We start from the raw sequence: 16,487 nt of genomic DNA, 5'->3' as shown, positions 1-16,487 counted from the left end.
GTTTCCACCAGGGTTTCCGGCCGCGCGCCGGGAACAATATTGGACTGGACCACTGGCGCTCAACAGGGAAGAACCACCAGGTCACGCCCTGTCAGATTGAGCCGCTCGCCACCGCTTTCCGTACAGACGGCAATATCCTCGATGCGGGCGCCGAAGGTGTCGGGCAGATAGATGCCCGGTTCCACGGAGAACGCCATTCCCGGCTCGAGGGGGCGTTTGCTGCCCGCCACGATGTACGGCTCCTCGTGGGTGTCCAGGCCGATGCCGTGTCCTGTGCGGTGGATGAAGTGCTCGCCGTAGCCCGCGTCGGTGATGATGTCCCGGCCGACGGCGTCCAGTTCCTCCGCGGTGACACCGGGCCGTACCGCCGCGGTCTGCGCGGTCTGGGCGCGCAGCAGCACGTCGTACAGCTCACGGAAGGCGGCGGGCGGCTCTCCCACGGCGTAGGTGCGGGTGGAGTCCGAGCAGTAGCCCTCCGCGGTGGTGCCGCCGATGTCGATCACCACCGGGTCGCCCGCCCTGATCACGCGGTCGGACACCTCGTGGTGCGGGCTCGCGCCGTTCGGCCCCGAGCCGACGATCACGAAGTCGACCCGCTCGTGGCCCGCCTCGATGATGGCGTCCGCGATGTCCTTGGCGACCTCCCGCTCGGTGCGGCCGGGCACCAGCCACTCGCCGATCCTGCGGTGCACCCGGTCGATCGCCGCGCCCGCGCGGCGCAGCGCCGCGATCTCCGCCGGGGTCTTGCGCATCCGCAGCTCCGCCAGCACGTCACCGGCGAGGACGGCCTCGGCGTCCGGGAGCGCGGCCCGGAAGGCGAGCAGCTTCTCCGCCCACATGTGGTTGTCGACGGCGAAGCGGGCCACCGCGGCGGGCAGCCGCCGGGCGATGAGCGCGTACGCGTCGTCGGTCTCGTCGAAGCCGACGATCTCGATGCCGAGCCCGCCGGCGGGCGACGCCTGCGCGGCGGGCTTCTCCAGTCGCGGCACCACCAGGAAGGGCTCGCCCTCCACCGGCACCACCAGGCATGTCAGCCGCTCCAGCGGCAGCGCCTGATACCCGGTGAGGTAGCGCAGGTCCGCGCCGGGCGCCACCAGCAGGGCCTGGACGCCCGCCGTTTCGGCCTCGGCACGCGCCCTCGCCAGGCGCTCGGAGGTGTACAGCACGGATGCGGCTGCGCCGCCGCTCTCGGAGTGGGTCACCTTCGCACCGTACCGGGGCGCCCCAGGCGGCGCGTGCAGCGGTGGCGGGTCAGCGGCCCCGAGCCCCCGGACACGCGACGGCGCGCGGGCCGCCGGGCGGGGCCCGCCGTAAGGTCGGGGGGTGAACGGACTGACGGTACGGGAGCTGGGGCGGCTGCTCGACGGGGCGGAGCCGTCCTGCGGGCGGACGCGGCTGATCGCCGTGGACGGGCACGCGGGCTCGGGCAAGAGCACGCTGGCCGGGCGGCTGGCGGCGGAGCTGGGCGGCGCGCCCGTCGTCCATCTGGACGACCTGGCCACGCACGAGGAGCCGTTCGAGTGGACCGGCCGCCTGGTCGAACAGGTGCTGACGCCACTGAGCGAGGGAAGGGCCGCCCGGCACCAGGTGTACGACTGGACGGCGCGCCGTTTCGCGGGCGAGCGGGAGATCCCGGCCGCGCCGGTCGTGCTGCTGGACGGCGTCGGCAGCGGGCGGCAAGCGCTGCGCCCGTATCTGGCGTTGCTGTTGTGGCTGGAGGTGCCTCCGGCGACCGCGCGGCAGCGCGGACTGCTGCGCGACGGACCGGAACTGGCGCGTTTTTGGACCGGCTGGACTCGCGCGGAGGACGCGCATTTCGCCGCGGATCCGTCCCGCCCCTTCGCCGACCTTCTGGTGCGCCAGACCGACGACGCCGGCGGCTGCCGGGCCGTCCCGAACCCCGCCCGCGATCACCGGGAGTGACGGCTCGGCGGCAGCCCGCCGCCACTCCCCCGCCGCCGGGCACACGTCCGTCAACACCGCTTGACCGGCCGGGTATCCAGCACTTACGTTTTCAACAAGCGGCCGGAGACGGCCGTTGACAAGACGCGGAGCCCCCGGTTGTTCCCCCGTGACCGGGGGCTCTGCCCTGTCTCCGGGCCGGAATCGGCCCGTCGAGAGCCGGTTTTTCTCACTCACGGTCACCGCCCGACGGCCGTACGTCGGGGCCGTGTTCCCCGCGCTCGCGCGGATTCCCGCTGTCCCGCAGGTCACGGCACCCTACGGCCCGCGGGACATCGCGGGTACGATGCGAAAAGGGCGGACCGGCAGCCGGGGGTGGACTGTCGCCTGTCCCAACTCCCGCCCGGTGCGCACGGGTTGGGACAGCGGGCGACAGTGCGGCGCGGGGGAACGATTGGTGGGGACTTGATGGACTTCGGCACCGAGCGTCCGGGCGCCCCGGCCGATCTCGCCTGGCTGCGCGGCGTCGACGCGTACACGATGGGCGCGTACGTCCAGGCCGAGGAGGAGTTCAGGACCGCGGTCCGGATCGACCCCGGCATGGCGGACGCCTGGCTCGGGCTGCACGCGCTGCGCGCCGACACCGCCACCGCGCTGCTCCAGATGTACCGGCACCGCGACCGCTTCGGCGAGCAGCGGGCCGCCCACCGCAGGACCCTCAACTCCTGGTACTGGCTGGGCTGGTGGGTGCAGCCGGTGCTGGAGACCAGCCGCGACCTGCTGCTGGCGCACGCCTCGCACTGGCTGGACGGCCGCCATGTCGCCGAGCTGGACCGGGCCCTGGCGGACTGCCCGCCGGTCGACACCGATCCGCAGGTCCGCTTCCTGCACGCCTGCCGCGCCTATCTCGTCAAGGACTGGGAGCGGCTGGTCCGGCACACCGAGCCGCTGCTGGGCGATCCCGTACTCGGCATCGAGGCCGGGCTGTTCGGCGGCATGGCCAGGGTCAGGCTGGAGATGTGCGGCCAGGCCGAGCCGCTGCTGGCCGCCGCCTTGATGCGCTGCCGCAGCGAGCAGCCGCAGCGCAAGGAGCTGCGCTACTGGCTGGCCCGCGCGTACGAGGGCACCGGGCGTACGGCGGCGGCCGTGCCGCTCTACCGGGCGGTGCAACGCGTCGACCCCGCCTTCATGGACACCTCCGCCCGGCTGGCCGCGATCCACGAGACCGACGACGGCCTCGACGAGGGCGTGGGGCTGGCGGCCGTATCGCTGGCCGGGACCGGGCAGGCGATGCCGGAGGGCGGCGCCGACATGGAGTCCGCGCTGCTGGCCGACCCCGGCGAGGGCCGCGGTCCGGGGCCGGAGCCCGACGAGTCGCTGCTGTCCGCGGGCCCGCTGGACGACGACGTACGCGACCGGTCCGCCGCCCCGCTCGGCGGGTCGCTGCCGGTGCAGGTCCCGATGGGCGGCTCCGACCCGGTGCTGCTCACCCAGGCGCTGGCGGAACTGGACAGGATGGTCGGTCTGGAGCCGGTCAAGCGCCAGGTCAAGGCGCTGTCCGCGCAGTTGCGGATGGCCCGGCTGCGGGCCGGGCAGGGCCTGCCGGTGCAGCCGCCGAAACGGCACTTCGTCTTCTCCGGGCCCTCCGGCACCGGCAAGACCACCGTCGCCCGCATCCTCGGCCGGGTCTTCTACGCGCTCGGGCTGCTCGGCGGCGACCACCTGGTGGAGGCCCAACGCTCCGATCTGGTCGGCGAGTTCCTCGGCCAGACCGCGGTGAAGGCCAATGAGCTGATCGACTCCGCGCTCGGCGGCGTGCTCTTCGTGGACGAGGCGTACGCGCTGTCCAACTCCGGCTACAGCAAGGGCGACGCGTACGGCGACGAGGCGCTTCAGGTGCTGCTCAAGCGCGCCGAGGACAACCGCGACCGGCTCGTGGTCATCCTCGCGGGTTACCCCGAGGGGATGGACCGGCTGCTGGCCGCCAACCCCGGACTCAGCTCCCGCTTCACCACCCGCGTCGACTTCCCCAGCTACCGGCCGCTGGAACTCACCCGGATCGGTGAAGTCCTCGCCGCGGAGAACGGCGACCGCTGGGACGAGGAGGCGCTGGAGGAGCTGAAGGCCATCGCGGGGCACGTGGTGGACCAGGGCTGGATCGACGAGTTGGGCAACGGACGGCTGCTGCGCACCCTGTACGAGAAGAGCTGCGCCTACCGGGACCTGCGGCTGTCCGAGTACCCGGCCTCACCGAGCCGCGACGAATTGTCCACCCTGCGCCTGCCCGATCTCATGCAGGCGTACGGCGAAGTCCTCTCCGGGCGCGGGCCCGGAGCGACCCCGACCGACCCGGTCGAGTAGTACCGGGCCGCGGGGACGAGATCCGGAAGGGGCGTGCGGACCGCGTGTTCAGCGGCTTCGCACGCCCCTTCCGGGCACCGCCTACCGGACCAGTTCGCCGGAATCCTCCGCGGCGTGCGGGACGGGCACCTCCCGGGCGGGGGAAGGCGCGCGGTGGGCGGGGTCCTTCACCTCGCCGACGAGCATTTCGAGGACGTCCTCCAGCGCGACCAGGCCGAGGACCCGCCCCGAGGCGTCGGCGACGGCGGCCAGGTGCGAGGCGGCGCGCCGCATCGCGGTGAGCGCGTCGTCCAGCGGCAGGTCGGCCCGCAGGGTGGTGATCGGCCGCCAGAGCCGCTGCGGCACGGGCCGGTCGAGGTCGTCCACGTCGAGGACGTCCTTGACGTGGAGGTAGCCGAGGAAGTCCGCGCCCGCGCCCGCGATCGGGAACCGCGAGTACCCGGTGCGCACCGTCAGCTCCTCGACCTGCCGCGGGGTGGCGGCCGGGTCGAGGGTGATCAACTCCGCCGGGGTGAGCAGCACTTCGGTGACCGGGCGGGTGCCCAGCTCCAACGCGTCCTCCAGGCGTTCCTGCTCGTCGATGTCGAGCAGCCCGGCCTGCCGGGCGTCCTCGACCAGCACGGTCAGCTGCGCGCTGGTGAACACGGAGTCGACCTCGTCCTTGGGCTCCACGCCGAAGGCCCGCAGGATCAGCCGGGAGCAGGTGCCGAGCACCGAGATCACCGGGCGGAACACCCTGGCGAAGCCGACCAGACCCGGGCTCAGCCACAGCGCGGTCTTCTCCGGCGCGGCCATCGCCAGGTTCTTCGGCACCATCTCGCCGATCACCAGGTGCAGGAAGACCACGACGGCCAGCGCCAGGACGTATCCGATCGGGTGCACGAAGTCCTCGGGGACGCGCACCGCCTCGAAGATCGGTTCCAGCAGGTGCGCGACGGTCGGTTCCGCGACCGCGCCGAGGGTCAACGAGCAGACGGTGATGCCGAACTGGGCGGCGGCCATCATCTGCGGGAGGTGTTCGAGGCCGTACAGCACGGTACGGGCCCTGCGCTGTTCGGCGGCGAGCGGTTCGATCTGGCTGCGGCGCACCGAGACCAGGGCGAATTCCGCGCCGACGAAGAAGCCGTTGCCGAGCACCAGCAGGACGGCGAACAGGAGTTGGAGAGCGCTCATCACGAGGTCGCCTCCCCCGCCACGCGATCCGTACGCATGATCCGTACGCGTTCGGCCCGGTGGTGGGTGACCTCGCGGACCAGCAGCCGCCAGCCGGGCAGTTCGGCCTCGTCGCCCGGTTCGGGGATCCGGGTGAGCAGGTCGGCGACGAGGCCGGCCACCGTCTCGTAAGGTCCCTCGGGGGCGAGCAGGCCGATTCTGGCCAGGGTGTCGATCCGGCAGCTTCCGTCGGCGTCCCAGGCGGGACCGTCGGCCTCGGCGGCCGGGACCTGCGCCAGTTCGGGCAGGTCGGCGGCGTCGTGCTCGTCGCGCACCTCGCCGACCAGTTCCTCGACGATGTCCTCCAGCGTGACGACCCCGGCGGTGCCGCCGTACTCGTCGACGACCACGGCGATCGGCTGCTGGCTGCGCAGCAGCTCCAGGAGCTGCTGGCCCGGCAGGGTCTCCGGGACGAGCAGCGGGGCGACCGCGATGGTCCCCGCGGGGACGCGGTCGCGCCGCTCGGCGGGGACGGCGAGGGCGTCCTTGAGGTGGACCATGCCGATGATGTCGTCCAGCCGCTCCCGGTAGACCGGGAAGCGGGACAGGCCGGTGGCCCTGGTCAGATTGAGCACGTCGGCGGCGGTGGCGGTGTCCTCCAGCGCGCTGACCCGGACGCGGGGCGTCATCACGTTCTCCGCGATGAGGTCGCCGAGCGACAGGGTGCGCACGAAGAGGTCGGCGGTGTCCTGCTCCAACGTCCCGGCGAGCGCCGAGTGCCGGGCCAGGGAGACCAGTTCCGTGGGGGTGCGGGCGGACGCCAGCTCGTCGGCGGGCTCGACGCCGACCAGCCGCACCAGCCGGTTGGCGGCCGTGTTCAGCACCTCGATGACGGGCCGGAAGACCCGCGAGAAGGCGCGCTGCGGTCCGGCCACCACACGGGCGACGGCCAGCGGGCGGGAGACCGCCCAGTTCTTGGGGACGAGTTCGCCGATCACCATCTGGACGGCGGAGGCGACCATCATGCCGACGACGACGGCGACGCCGGGGGCGGCGCCGTCCGGGACGCCGGCCGAGGTCAGCGGGCCGGTCAGCAGGTCGGCGAGTGCGGGTTCCGCCAGCATGCCGACGACCAGCGAGGTGATGGTGATGCCGAGCTGGGTGCCGGAGAGCTGGAAGGAGAGTTTGCGCAGGGCGGCCACGACACTGCGGGCCCGGCGGTCACCGGCCGCGGCGGCGCGTTCGGCCGCTGGGCGCTCCACGGTCACCAGGCCGAATTCGGCGGCGACGAAGAAGCCGTTGGCAAGGATCAGGACGAGGGCTGCCGCGAGCAGCAGCAGTGAGGTGCTCATGAGGCCGCCGCTCCGGATTCCCGGGAGGGAGGGGCGGCGCAGGTACTACCGGACGGTTCGTCCATCGGGGTGTGAGTGTCACTCCTTGGTTGGTCGGGGCCCCGCGGGCGGTGCTCCAGGGGTGCGGGGCAAGCGCGGTGGGCGCCGTTCGTCCCCCAGAGTAGCCATTGGTGCCGCGCCCGCGAAGGACGGCGGGGGCCGGGTTCACGGAAGGGTTCACGGAAAGTTCGCGGAAAGGTCACGGACGGATCGCGGGCCGCTTCGCGGCCCGGTCCGTGGACGGAGCGCCCGCGGACGCGTGGCGCGGCGCGCACCGCCGCGCGCTCAGTGGCCGGCGGACGTCGTGCCCTGCGCCTCGCCCAGCGTCTCCACCAGCGAGCGCAGCAGCCTGGCGTCGTGCAGCGCCTGCTCCTTGGCGATACCGGGCTGGATGCCCATCACGGGCAGCGTCGTGCCGTCGGCGAGGTCGAGATGGACCCAGGCGTCGCCCGGCCGCAGATTGACCCGCACCACCTCGGCCCACGCCAGCCGCCGCTTCACCGTGAGATTCACCACGGTCAAGCCGTCGGCCGTCACCGTCACCTTGGGGCGGCTGAGCAGCGCGAGCACCGCGGCGATCAGCACGCCCATCATGATCACGGTGATCCGGTCGCCGGTGCTCCAGGGCCCGGCGCCGTCGTGCGGCATCATCAGCGCGACGACGGTGAGCGCCACCACCAGCGCGGCGCCCAGGGACAGCAGCACCACGCGGGTGACGACGGGGCGGAAGGTACGCGGCAGCCCGTCGAGCGCCGCCCGCGTACGGTCCTCGGCGCCGGTCACAGCCGCGCGGCGTGGATGCCGGTGGTCAGGATCGCGCGGGCGCCCAGGTCGTACAGCTCGTCCATGATCCGCTGGGCGTCGCTGGTCGGGACCATGGCGCGGACCGCGACCCAGCCCTCGTGGTGCAGCGGGGAGACGGTCGGCGACTCCAGGCCCGGGGTAAGGGCGACGGCCTTCTCGACCTGCTCGACGCGGATGTCGTAGTCCATCATCACGTAGCGCCTGGCGACCAGGACGCCTTGGAGGCGGCGCAGGAACTGCCGGACCTTGGGCTCGTCCGGGTCGGCCCCGGTGCGCCGGATCACCACGGCCTCGGACTCCATGATGGGTTCGCCGAAGGCTTCGAGCCCGGCGTTCCGCAGCGAGGTGCCGGTCTCCACCACGTCGGCGATGGCGTGCGCGACACCGAGCTGGATGGCGGTCTCGACGGCGCCGTCGAGGTGGACGACGGACGCCTCGATGCCGTTGTCCGCGAGGTGCTTCTCGACGACGACCTCGTACGAGGTCGCCACCGTCTTGCCGTTGAGGTCCTGGACGGTGTCGGCGGTGCCGGGCTCGGCGGCGTAGCGGAAGGTGGAGCGGGCGAAGCCGAGCTGGAGGATCTCCTCGGCGACCGCGCCGGAGTCCAGCAGCAGGTCCCGGCCGGTGATGCCGATGTCGAGGCGGCCGGTGCTGACGTAGATCGCGATGTCGCGCGGGCGCAGGTAGAAGAACTCCACCTCGTTGTCCCGGTCGACCAGCACGAGCTCCTTGGACTCCTTGCGCTGCCGGTAACCGGCCTCATGGAGCATGGCCGCCGCGGGTCCGGACAATGAGCCCTTGTTGGGGACGGCGATGCGCAGCATGAGGACGGTTTCCTTCTCTGAAGAGAGTCTCGGCTCGTGGGCAGGGCTGTGGAGAGGTACGGGTGACAGCGGTACGGGTGGCAGGGGTGGTGGCCGGCTGTCTCTGAGCGCGTACGGGTCGCGTACGCGCTCAGAGATGGGCGTAGACGTCGTCGAGGGAGATACCCCGGGCGACCATCATCACCTGAACGTGGTACAGCAGTTGGGAGATTTCCTCGGCGGTGGCGTCGGCGCCCTCGTACTCGGCGGCCATCCACACCTCGGCGGCCTCTTCGACCACCTTCTTGCCGATCGCGTGCACGCCCTTGCCCACCAGCTCGGCGGTGCGGGACGTGCTGGGGTCGCCGGTGGCGGCCTTGTGCCGCAACTCGGTGAAGAGCTGCTCGAATGTCTTGTTGGCCATGGTGGGCCCTAGCCTACGGGGAACCGCCGCCTGCTCAGCGCCAGGGTTCGGAGACCGAGCGCAGGATGGTGGCCGTGGCGACGGCCGCGGTGACCGCTTCGTGCCCCTTGTCCTCATTCGAGCCCGGCAGTCCGGCGCGGTCGAGCGCCTGCTCCTCGGTGTCGCAGGTGAGGACGCCGAAGCCGACGGGCACGCCGCTGTCCACGGCGACCTGGGTCAGCCCGGCGGTGACGCCGTGGGAGACGTACTCGAAGTGCGGGGTGCCGCCGCGGATGATGACGCCGAGCGCCACGATCGCGTCGTAGCCGCGGCCGGCCAGCACCTTGGCGACCACGGGCAGTTCGAAGCTGCCGGGCACGCGCAGCAGCGTCGGCTCGTCGATGCCGAGGTCGTGCAGGGCGCGCATCGCCCCGTCGACCAGGCCGTCCATCACCTGGGTGTGCCACTGCGCCGCGATCACGGCCACACGCAGGTCGCCGCAGTTCTTCACGGTCAGCTCGGGGGCGCCCTTACCGCTCACTTCTCTCCTCGGTGCTCGATGTGCTGTCGTGCCGGTTGTATCAAGCTGATCGCCCGTATCAAGGCCATCAGGTGTCTCATGGCAATCGTCCGTATCAGGACGTGGTCAGGATGTGGTCAGGACATGCTCAGGACGTGCTCGGAACATAGTCGGGACGCGTTCGGGACGCGCTTCGGACGCGCGGTCCCGCCGGCCCGGCCGGGCTACTGGTTGGCGCAGGTGGTGCTCTGGCCCGCGTCGAGCCACGGCAGGTCGTGACCCATCCGGTCCCGCTTGGTCCGCAGATAGCGCAGATTGTGCTCCCCGGCGGCGACCGGCATGGGTTCCCTGCCGAGGACGTCGAGGCCGTGCCGGACCAACGCGCCGGTCTTGGCGGGGTTGTTGGTCATCAGCCGCAGCGAGCCGACCCCGAGGTCGGTGAGGATCTGCGCGGCGGCGCCGTAGTCGCGGGCGTCGGCGGGCAGGCCGAGTTCGAGGTTGGCGTCCAGGGTGTCCCGGCCGCGCTCCTGGAGTTCGTACGCGCGCAGCTTGGACATCAGGCCGATGCCCCGGCCCTCGTGGCCGCGCAGGTACAGCACCACGCCCCGACCCTCCTCGGCGACCTTGCGCAGCGCGGTCTGGAGCTGCGGGCCGCAGTCGCAGCGCTGCGAGCCGAAGACGTCACCGGTCAGGCACTCGGAGTGCACCCGGACCAGGACGTCGGTGCCGTCGCCGATGTCGCCCGCGACCAGCGCGATGTGCTCGACGCCGTCGGTGGTGGAGCGGTAGCCGAAGGCGCGGAAGTCGCCGAAGGCGGTGGGCAGCGTCGTCTCGGCCTCGCGGCGGACGGTGGGCTCCGACGAGCGGCGGTACGCGATCAGGTCCTCGATGGAGATGATCGACAGGCCGTGCTTGCGGGCGAAGGGCACCAGTTCGGGCAGCCGGGCCATCGTGCCGTCCTCGCGGGCGATCTCCACGATGGCGGCGGCCGGGTGCAGTCCGGCGAGCCGGGCCAGGTCCACGCCCGCCTCGGTGTGGCCGTTGCGGACCAGGACGCCGCCGGGCCTGGCGCGCAGCGGGAAGACGTGTCCCGGCCGGACGAAGTCGGTGGCCCGCGAGGCGGGGTCGGCCAGCAGCCGTATCGTGGCGGCCCGGTCGGCGGCCGAGATGCCGGTGGTGACGCCGTGCTCGGCGCTCGCGTCGACCGTGACGGTGAAGGCGGTGCGCATCGACTCGGTGTTGGCGTCGACCATCTGCGGCAGGTCGAGCCGGTCGAGGTCGGGGGCCTCCAGCGGTACGCAGATCAGCCCGCGGCACTCGGTCATCATGAAGGCGACGATCTCGGGCGTGACCTTCTGCGCGGCCACGACGAGGTCGCCCTCGTTCTCCCGGTCCTCGTCGTCCACCACCACGACCGGGCGGCCCGCGGCGATGTCGGCGATGGCCTGTTCGACCGGGTCGAGCACCAGGTCACCGTCCTCGTACCAGTCGTTGTGCAGTGCGGTCACGGCGTTCATGCCGTCACTCCCTCCGGAACGGTGTTCTGCGAGGTGGAGTCGGAAGCGGCTGCGTCGGAAGCGGTGGTGGCCGCGGCGGCCCTGGTCTGCTGCCACCAGGCGTACATCCCGACGATCACCAGGAAGAAGTAGATGATGTAGACCAGACCCGAGAACGGCAGGCCGCTGTGGAAGTTGAGCGGTACGCCGACGGCGTCGACCGCGAGCCAGGCGAACCAGAACTCGACCCAGCCGCGCGCCTGGGCGACCATCGCCGCCAGCGTCCCGACGAAGATGTACGCGTCGGGCCACGGGTTCCAGGACAGCGACGGGTAGGCGAGGAAGAGCGAGGCGACGGCCACGGTGCCGAGCCCGGTGGCGACGACGAGCACCGCGCGCTCGCGCCAGGTGGCGAAGCGGACCGCGAGCCGTCCGCTGCCGTCCCGGCCGCGCCGCCACTGGTACCAGCCCCACACGGCGACGGTGATCACCACGAACTGCTTGCCGACGCCGCCGCCGAGGTGCGCGGCCCAGAAGGCGGCCACCAGCACGGCACCGGAGAGCAGTTGGACCGGCCAGGTGAGCATCGCGCGCCGCCAGCCCAGCGCCAGCGCGCCGAGACCGAGCAGATTGCCGATCATGTCCGACCACATCACGTGCTGGTCGAAGGCGGTGAACGCCTCGCTGTTCAGCCAGTGCAGGGCGCTCACTTCACGGCCTCCGGTTCCGGATCCTGCCCGGTGACGGCCGCGCGCTCGCCCAGCATCCGCTCGACGTACTTGGCGATGACGTCCACTTCGAGGTTGACCGGGTCGCCGGGCTGCTTGAGGCCGAGCGTGGTCAGCGCGAGGGTGGTCGGGATGAGGCTGACGGTGAAGAAGTCGGCGCCCGCCTCCACCACGGTCAGGCTGATGCCGTCGACGGTGATGGAGCCCTTCTCGACCACATAGCGGGACAGGTCGTCGGGGAGCGAGATCTTGACGATCTCCCAGTGCTCGGCGGGCTTGCGCTCGACGACCTCGCCGGTGCCGTCCACATGGCCCTGGACGAGGTGGCCGCCGAGCCGCCCGCCCAGTGCCATCGGACGCTCCAGGTTGACCCGCGAGCCGGGGCCGAGCGCGCCGAGGCTGGAACGGTTCAGCGTCTCGGCCATCACGTCGGCGGTGAAGTCGTCCTCGCCGAAGTCGACCACGGTCAGGCAGACGCCGTTGACGGCGATGGAGTCGCCGTGTTTGGCGCCTTCGGTCACGACGGGTCCGCGGACCCGGAAGCGGCTGGCGTCGCCCAGGTCCTCGACGCCGGTGATCTCACCCAGTTCTTCGACGATTCCGGTGAACACTTCAGCGCTCCTGAGGAGAGTGGGAGGAGTGGGACACGGCCGGTACGGCCGTGACGCGCACGTCGGGCCCGAGGCGGGCGACATCGGTCACGTCGAGCCGCAACGTCTGCGCGATGGTGGTGATTCCTGCGTCGCCGAGCGCGTTGGGCCCGGCGCCGAGCAGCGCGGGCGCCAGGTACGCGGTGACCGCGTCGACGGCTCCGGCGGCGACGAACGCCCCGGCCAGCGTCGGCCCGCCCTCCAGCAGTACCGAGCGCACCCCGCGCGTGTGCAGTGCGGCCAGGAGCGCGGCCACGTCGACGCCGCCGCCCTCCGTACCGTCCTCGGTCCTGGCGTACGGCAGGCGTACGGTGTCGACGCCCGGCAGGTGGGAGGTGTCGGCGTCCTCGCCGACGGCGATGAGGGTCGGCGCCGCGTCGTCCAGCACGCGGGCGTCGGCGGTGGTACGGGCCCGGGTGTCGACCACGACGCGCAGCGGCTGAGTCACCCCGTCGATACCGCGTACGGCCAGATGGGGGTCGTCGGCCCGCAGGGTGCCGGAGCCGACCACGACGGCGTCGGACTCCGCGCGCAGCCGGTGCACGTCGGCGCGGGACTCGGCGGAGCTGATCCAGCGGCTCGAACCGTCGGCCGCGGCGATCCGGCCGTCGAGGGTGGCGGCGTACTTCCAGCGCACGTACGGGCGGCCGAGGCGGACCGAGGTGAGCCAGGCGACGTTGACCGCCTCCGCCTCGTCCCGCAGGAGTCCGCTCTCGACCTCGACGCCCGCCGCGCGCAGGGTGGCGGCGCCACCGGAGGCCGACGGGTTGGGGTCGGCGACCGCGTAGACCACGCGGACGATCCCGGCCTCGATGAGCGCCTGGGCGCAGGGACCGGTACGGCCGGTGTGGTTACAGGGTTCGAGCGTCACCAGGGCGGTGCCGCCCCTGGCCCGCTCACCGGCCGCGAACAGCGCGTGCACTTCCGCGTGCGGGCCGCCGGCCCGCTGGTGCCAGCCCTCGCCGACCCGGGCGCCCTCGGCGTCGAGGATCACGCAGCCGACGACCGGGTTGGGGGCGGTGTCTCCGAGCGCGCGGGCCGACAGCGCGACAGCGCGTCGCATCGCGTCGGTTTCCGTGGCGGTGGCCACCGGGTCCTCCTGCCTCTTCGGGCACGGACTCCGGGGCGTTGGGATGCTGAGCGGGGAAACCGAACCATCGCGTACGCCGGTGACGGCCGCGGACCGCTCGCGCTGTGCGCACGGGGCCGCTGACGGCGGCGTACCCGAGTGAACGCCCGCCGCGCACTGCCTCCCATCCGGACTTTCACCGTCGGTCCAGGAATTTCACCTGGTCAACCGGCCGCTGGCTGCGGACGGGTCGCGGACTGTAACCGCCGGTTCGGAATTACACCGACCCCGGAGTGCGCAAACGTCACTGGTACGGCACCAGTGTGCCACGCACACCCCCGCGGCCTCCAGGGCGTCCGTGTGCCCTGCCTCACACCGCAGGGGCGAACAGCTCCTCCTGGGCCGCGTCGGTGGCGGTGACCACGGCCCCGCGCAGGACGGCGCCGCCGTGCACGGCGCTGGCCCGTACGACAGTCGGCAGCGGCGAGATGCGTCCGAGGCACTCGGCGACGCGTTCGGCCAGGGCGGCCCCTCCGGCCTGGGCGACCTCACCGGCGAGGACGACCCGTCCGGGGTCGAGCACGGCGCAGATGGCGGCGGCCCCGACGGCGATCCGCGTGGACAGCTCGGCGAGGAAGCCTTCGGTGGCGGCGCCTCCGGCGAGCGCGGCGGTGACGGCCGCCGCGGCCCCCTCGGCCTCGTCGGCGCCCCCGACGGGGATTCCGTGCTCGCGGGCGAGCGCGCAGACGGCGCGGCTGCCGACCAGCCCGTGGTAGCCGTTGTCGCAGTCGGTGGCGGTCGGCAGTTCGGGGGTGCCGAGCAGCGGGAGGAAGCCGACCTCGCCGGCTCCGCCCGACGCGCCGCGGCGCAGTTTGCCGTCGAGGACGACGGCGGCGCCGACTCCCCCGCCGATCCAGAGCAGGACGAAGGTGTCGTCGTTCCGCGCGGCTCCCACGCGCTGTTCCGCGACGGCGGCGAGGTTGACCTCGTTCTCCAGCAGCACGGGCACGCCGAGCCGGGAGCGGATCTCGTCGACCAGGTCCGCGTGCCAGGAGCGCAGCGCGTTGGCGGCGCGCAGCCGTCCGGTCTCCGGGTCGACGAGGCCGGGCGCGCCGCAGGCGACGGTGTGGAGTTCGGTGGCGCCCGCGGTGCGGATGGCGCGGCGCAGCAGGGCCACGCCCTCGGCCACGGTCCCGGCCGGGTCGGCCCCGTCCGGCACGTGCAGGTCGGCGCGGGCGACGGTGCGGCCGAGGAGGTCGGCGATCTCCACGCCGATGCTCTCGACGCGGATGTCGAGTCCGGCGACGTACGCCCGGTCGGCGACGATGCCGTACACCCGCGCGTTGGGCCCGCGTCTGTCCTCGCCCGCCTCGCCGACCACCTCGATCAGTCCGGAGTCCTGGAGCCGCTCGACGAGGTCGGCGACGCTCGGCCGGGACATTCCGGTGAGTTCCTTCAACTGACCCGCGGTGAGCGGGCCTTCCTGCTGGAGGAGGCGCAGGGCGAGGCGGTCGTTGATGGCGCGGGCGGTGCGCGGTGACGCGTTGCGGCCCGGAAGCGCGCGGGTGACGGTCATGCGGGGATCCTTCCAGACCGGGGCGGTGGGCCCGTACGCCGTACGGCTTCCCGGAGCGGGTGCCCGACGGGAGCACGGACTGATCGAGTCCGTGAACCCGTTGAGCCGTCGGCCCGGCAACCCGGTCTCCTGGCGGCCGATGACCCCTTAACTTTCAGGTAGCCTTCCTGATAGTTTACGCCGCATGAAAACCGCCGCCGCCGACGACAAGACGGCTCCGTCCCGGATCCGCCGGGCCCATATGGCCATCGCCATCGCGTTCGCCGTCCACGGCGCGGCGAGCGGCACCTTCGCCACCCGTATCCCGTGGATCAAGGACCATCTGTCCCTGAGCCCCGGCGCTCTCGGTCTGGCGCTGGCCTGTCCCGCGATCGGCTCGTCGCTGATGATGCCGCTGGCGGGGCGGCTGATGCACCGTCTCGGCTCCCGTACCGCGCTGCGCGTCCTGCTCGGGATGTGGACGGCCGTACTGGCGCTGCCCGCGGTCATGCCGGGCCTGCCGTGGCTGTGCCTGGCACTGCTCGCCTTCGGGGCCAGCGCGGGCATGGCGGATGTCGTCATGAACGCGATCGGCATCGAGGTGGAGCACCGCAAGGGCAAGTCGATCATGTCGGGGCTGCACGGCATGTGGAGCGTCGGCACGCTGGTGGGCGCGGCGATCGGCGTGCCCGCGGCGCACGCGGGGCTCGACGGCAGGATTCATCTGGGCGCGATGGCCGCGGCGCTGCTGGTGGCGAGTTACCTGATCTGCGCCGGGGTGCCCGACATCCGGCCGGACGCGGACCAGGCCGCGCCGCCGCGCTTCGCCCTGCCGCCGCGCACGGCGCTCGTGATCGGGGCGATCGGCTTCTGCGGGGTGTTCGCGGAGGGCGGCAGCTCCGACTGGTGCGCGGTCTACCTGCGCGATGTCGCCGGGGCCTCACCCGGCATCGCGGCGGTCGCGTACACCGCGTTCTCCTGCACGATGGCGGTCACCCGGCTCTTCGGCGACTTCGCGGTACGGCGGCTGGGCGCGGTACGGACGCTGCGGTCGGGCGGGGTGCTCGCCACCCTCGGCGGTCTGCTGGTGGTGCTCTCGCACTCGCCGCTGCCCGCCATCGCGGGCTTCGCGCTGCTCGGCATCGGGATATCCGTGGTCGTGCCGCTGTGCTTCGCCGCCGCCGGGCGCAGCGGCCCCAATCCGAGCCAGGCCATCGCGGGCGTCGCCACCGTCACGTACACCTCGGGCCTGGTCGCCCCGGCCGCGATCGGCGGTATCGCCGGGGCCACCTCGCTGACGGTCTCCTTCACGCTGGTCACCGTCCTCACTCTCGGCCTGGTGGTGGGCGCGGGCGTCGTCCGCCCGGCCGCGGGCAAGACGGTCACCGGCTCCTCCCCCGCGCCCGCGCCGGGGGTCGCCGCCGCGGCCGACTGATCCGGTACGGCGACGGCCGGGCGAGGCCGTACGGTCCCACTCGGCCGTCCCCTTACGGCGAACACGTCGACGGGGCACTCGGCACGCGGGGCGGCGGCACGGTCCGGAACGTCCGGGAAGCCCCTGGGGATCCCGGGGAATCGAAGGTCCGGCGGGCACGCACGGGGGATTCGTGCCCGCCGGACCGTGTCTTCACGTTAGCGGCCCTTCACTCACTG

Annotated in this window: 15 protein-coding genes and 1 riboswitch; of the genes, 3 read left to right on the top strand and 12 right to left on the bottom strand. The window is 72.7% G+C overall.

The window, feature by feature from the left end; translation table 11 throughout:
- Nucleotides 1-59: 59 nt before the first annotated feature.
- Nucleotides 60-1,202: a M24 family metallopeptidase gene (locus tag ACZ4EF_RS34660; RefSeq protein ID WP_355347111.1), complete on the bottom strand. Its 1,143-nt coding sequence runs from the start codon at nucleotides 1,200-1,202 to the stop codon at nucleotides 60-62.
- A gap of 121 nt (nucleotides 1,203-1,323) precedes the next feature.
- Between ACZ4EF_RS34660 and ACZ4EF_RS34655 the strand changes: the two genes are divergently transcribed.
- Entirely contained in the window at nucleotides 1,324-1,923 is a 600-nt protein-coding gene (locus ACZ4EF_RS34655; protein ID WP_467508144.1) for a uridine kinase family protein, read from the top strand.
- Nucleotides 1,924-2,370: 447 nt separating this feature from the next.
- Nucleotides 2,371-4,263: an AAA family ATPase gene (locus ACZ4EF_RS34650; protein WP_467508142.1), complete on the top strand. Its 1,893-nt coding sequence runs from the start codon at nucleotides 2,371-2,373 to the stop codon at nucleotides 4,261-4,263.
- An 81-nt stretch (nucleotides 4,264-4,344) separates the two neighbouring features.
- On the opposite strand, the gene ACZ4EF_RS34645 is transcribed toward ACZ4EF_RS34650, so the two are convergent.
- The 11 genes from ACZ4EF_RS34645 to ACZ4EF_RS34595 all read right to left on the bottom strand — a co-directional run bounded on the left by ACZ4EF_RS34645 (nucleotide 4,345) and on the right by ACZ4EF_RS34595 (nucleotide 14,855).
- Nucleotides 4,345-5,436, bottom strand: coding sequence for a hemolysin family protein (locus ACZ4EF_RS34645; RefSeq protein ID WP_355347102.1), 1,092 nt, complete (start codon nucleotides 5,434-5,436; stop codon nucleotides 4,345-4,347).
- On the bottom strand, nucleotides 5,436-6,767 hold the full coding sequence (locus ACZ4EF_RS34640; protein WP_467508140.1) for a hemolysin family protein: 1,332 nt from the start codon (nucleotides 6,765-6,767) through the stop codon (nucleotides 5,436-5,438). Before ACZ4EF_RS34640 ends, ACZ4EF_RS34645 begins: the two co-directional genes overlap by 1 nt.
- Nucleotides 6,768-7,091: 324 nt before the next feature.
- A complete protein-coding gene (locus ACZ4EF_RS34635; protein WP_467508138.1) occupies nucleotides 7,092-7,589 on the bottom strand; it encodes a PH domain-containing protein in 498 nt (165 codons plus the stop codon).
- On the bottom strand, nucleotides 7,586-8,434 hold the full coding sequence (hisG, locus tag ACZ4EF_RS34630) for an ATP phosphoribosyltransferase (protein ID WP_355347093.1): 849 nt from the start codon (nucleotides 8,432-8,434) through the stop codon (nucleotides 7,586-7,588). The genes ACZ4EF_RS34635 and hisG overlap by 4 nt, the downstream gene beginning before the upstream one ends.
- 130 nt (nucleotides 8,435-8,564) lie before the next feature.
- Nucleotides 8,565-8,837: a phosphoribosyl-ATP diphosphatase gene (locus tag ACZ4EF_RS34625; RefSeq protein ID WP_188279811.1), complete on the bottom strand. Its 273-nt coding sequence runs from the start codon at nucleotides 8,835-8,837 to the stop codon at nucleotides 8,565-8,567.
- Nucleotides 8,838-8,871: 34 nt separating this feature from the next.
- Entirely contained in the window at nucleotides 8,872-9,357 is a 486-nt protein-coding gene (gene ribH, locus ACZ4EF_RS34620; protein ID WP_188279812.1) for a 6,7-dimethyl-8-ribityllumazine synthase, read from the bottom strand.
- 203 nt (nucleotides 9,358-9,560) lie between these two features.
- Nucleotides 9,561-10,853 (bottom strand): bifunctional 3,4-dihydroxy-2-butanone-4-phosphate synthase/GTP cyclohydrolase II, encoded by a 1,293-nt coding sequence (locus ACZ4EF_RS34615; protein WP_391160747.1) that lies wholly within the window; start codon nucleotides 10,851-10,853, stop codon nucleotides 9,561-9,563.
- Complete coding sequence (locus ACZ4EF_RS34610) at nucleotides 10,850-11,542, bottom strand: nicotinamide mononucleotide transporter family protein (protein WP_188279813.1); 693 nt, start codon at nucleotides 11,540-11,542, stop codon at nucleotides 10,850-10,852. Before ACZ4EF_RS34610 ends, ACZ4EF_RS34615 begins: the two co-directional genes overlap by 4 nt.
- The gene (locus ACZ4EF_RS34605; protein WP_355347085.1) at nucleotides 11,539-12,171 is read right to left on the bottom strand and encodes a riboflavin synthase; all 633 of its coding nucleotides are present in this window, start codon (nucleotides 12,169-12,171) and stop codon (nucleotides 11,539-11,541) included. The genes ACZ4EF_RS34610 and ACZ4EF_RS34605 overlap by 4 nt, the downstream gene beginning before the upstream one ends.
- A 1-nt stretch (nucleotide 12,172) precedes the next feature.
- Entirely contained in the window at nucleotides 12,173-13,300 is a 1,128-nt protein-coding gene (ribD, locus tag ACZ4EF_RS34600; protein WP_391160749.1) for a bifunctional diaminohydroxyphosphoribosylaminopyrimidine deaminase/5-amino-6-(5-phosphoribosylamino)uracil reductase RibD, read from the bottom strand.
- A 149-nt stretch (nucleotides 13,301-13,449) separates the two neighbouring features.
- Nucleotides 13,450-13,580: riboswitch (FMN riboswitch) on the bottom strand.
- A 69-nt stretch (nucleotides 13,581-13,649) separates the two neighbouring features.
- Entirely contained in the window at nucleotides 13,650-14,855 is a 1,206-nt protein-coding gene (locus ACZ4EF_RS34595) for an ROK family transcriptional regulator (RefSeq protein ID WP_355347079.1), read from the bottom strand.
- Nucleotides 14,856-15,039: 184 nt separating this feature from the next.
- On the opposite strand from ACZ4EF_RS34595, the gene ACZ4EF_RS34590 reads away from it, so the two are divergent.
- A complete protein-coding gene (locus ACZ4EF_RS34590; RefSeq protein WP_391160751.1) occupies nucleotides 15,040-16,269 on the top strand; it encodes an MFS transporter in 1,230 nt (409 codons plus the stop codon).
- The last annotated feature ends 218 nt before the right edge of the window (nucleotides 16,270-16,487 follow it).

The organism is Streptomyces sp. NPDC025721 (assembly GCF_055558595.1).
The sequence above is the reverse complement of the archived record's forward strand: the minus strand, read 5'-3'. Positions and strand labels throughout refer to the sequence as shown.

Bases quoted from the DNA above. Each gene is read 5' to 3' on its own strand.
- ACZ4EF_RS34615 (WP_391160747.1), bottom strand. From the start codon at position 10,853: ATGAACGCCGTGACCGCACTGCACAACGACTGGTACGAGGACGGTGAC.
- ACZ4EF_RS34645 (WP_355347102.1), bottom strand. From the start codon at position 5,436: ATGAGCGCTCTCCAACTCCTGTTCGCCGTCCTGCTGGTGCTCGGCAAC.
- ACZ4EF_RS34640 (WP_467508140.1), bottom strand. From the start codon at position 6,767: ATGAGCACCTCACTGCTGCTGCTCGCGGCAGCCCTCGTCCTGATCCTT.
- ACZ4EF_RS34595 (WP_355347079.1), bottom strand. From the start codon at position 14,855: ATGACCGTCACCCGCGCGCTTCCGGGCCGCAACGCGTCACCGCGCACC.
- ACZ4EF_RS34590 (WP_391160751.1), top strand. From the start codon at position 15,040: ATGAAAACCGCCGCCGCCGACGACAAGACGGCTCCGTCCCGGATCCGC.
- ACZ4EF_RS34650 (WP_467508142.1), top strand. From the start codon at position 2,371: ATGGACTTCGGCACCGAGCGTCCGGGCGCCCCGGCCGATCTCGCCTGG.
- hisG (WP_355347093.1), bottom strand. From the start codon at position 8,434: ATGCTGCGCATCGCCGTCCCCAACAAGGGCTCATTGTCCGGACCCGCG.
- ACZ4EF_RS34625 (WP_188279811.1), bottom strand. From the start codon at position 8,837: ATGGCCAACAAGACATTCGAGCAGCTCTTCACCGAGTTGCGGCACAAG.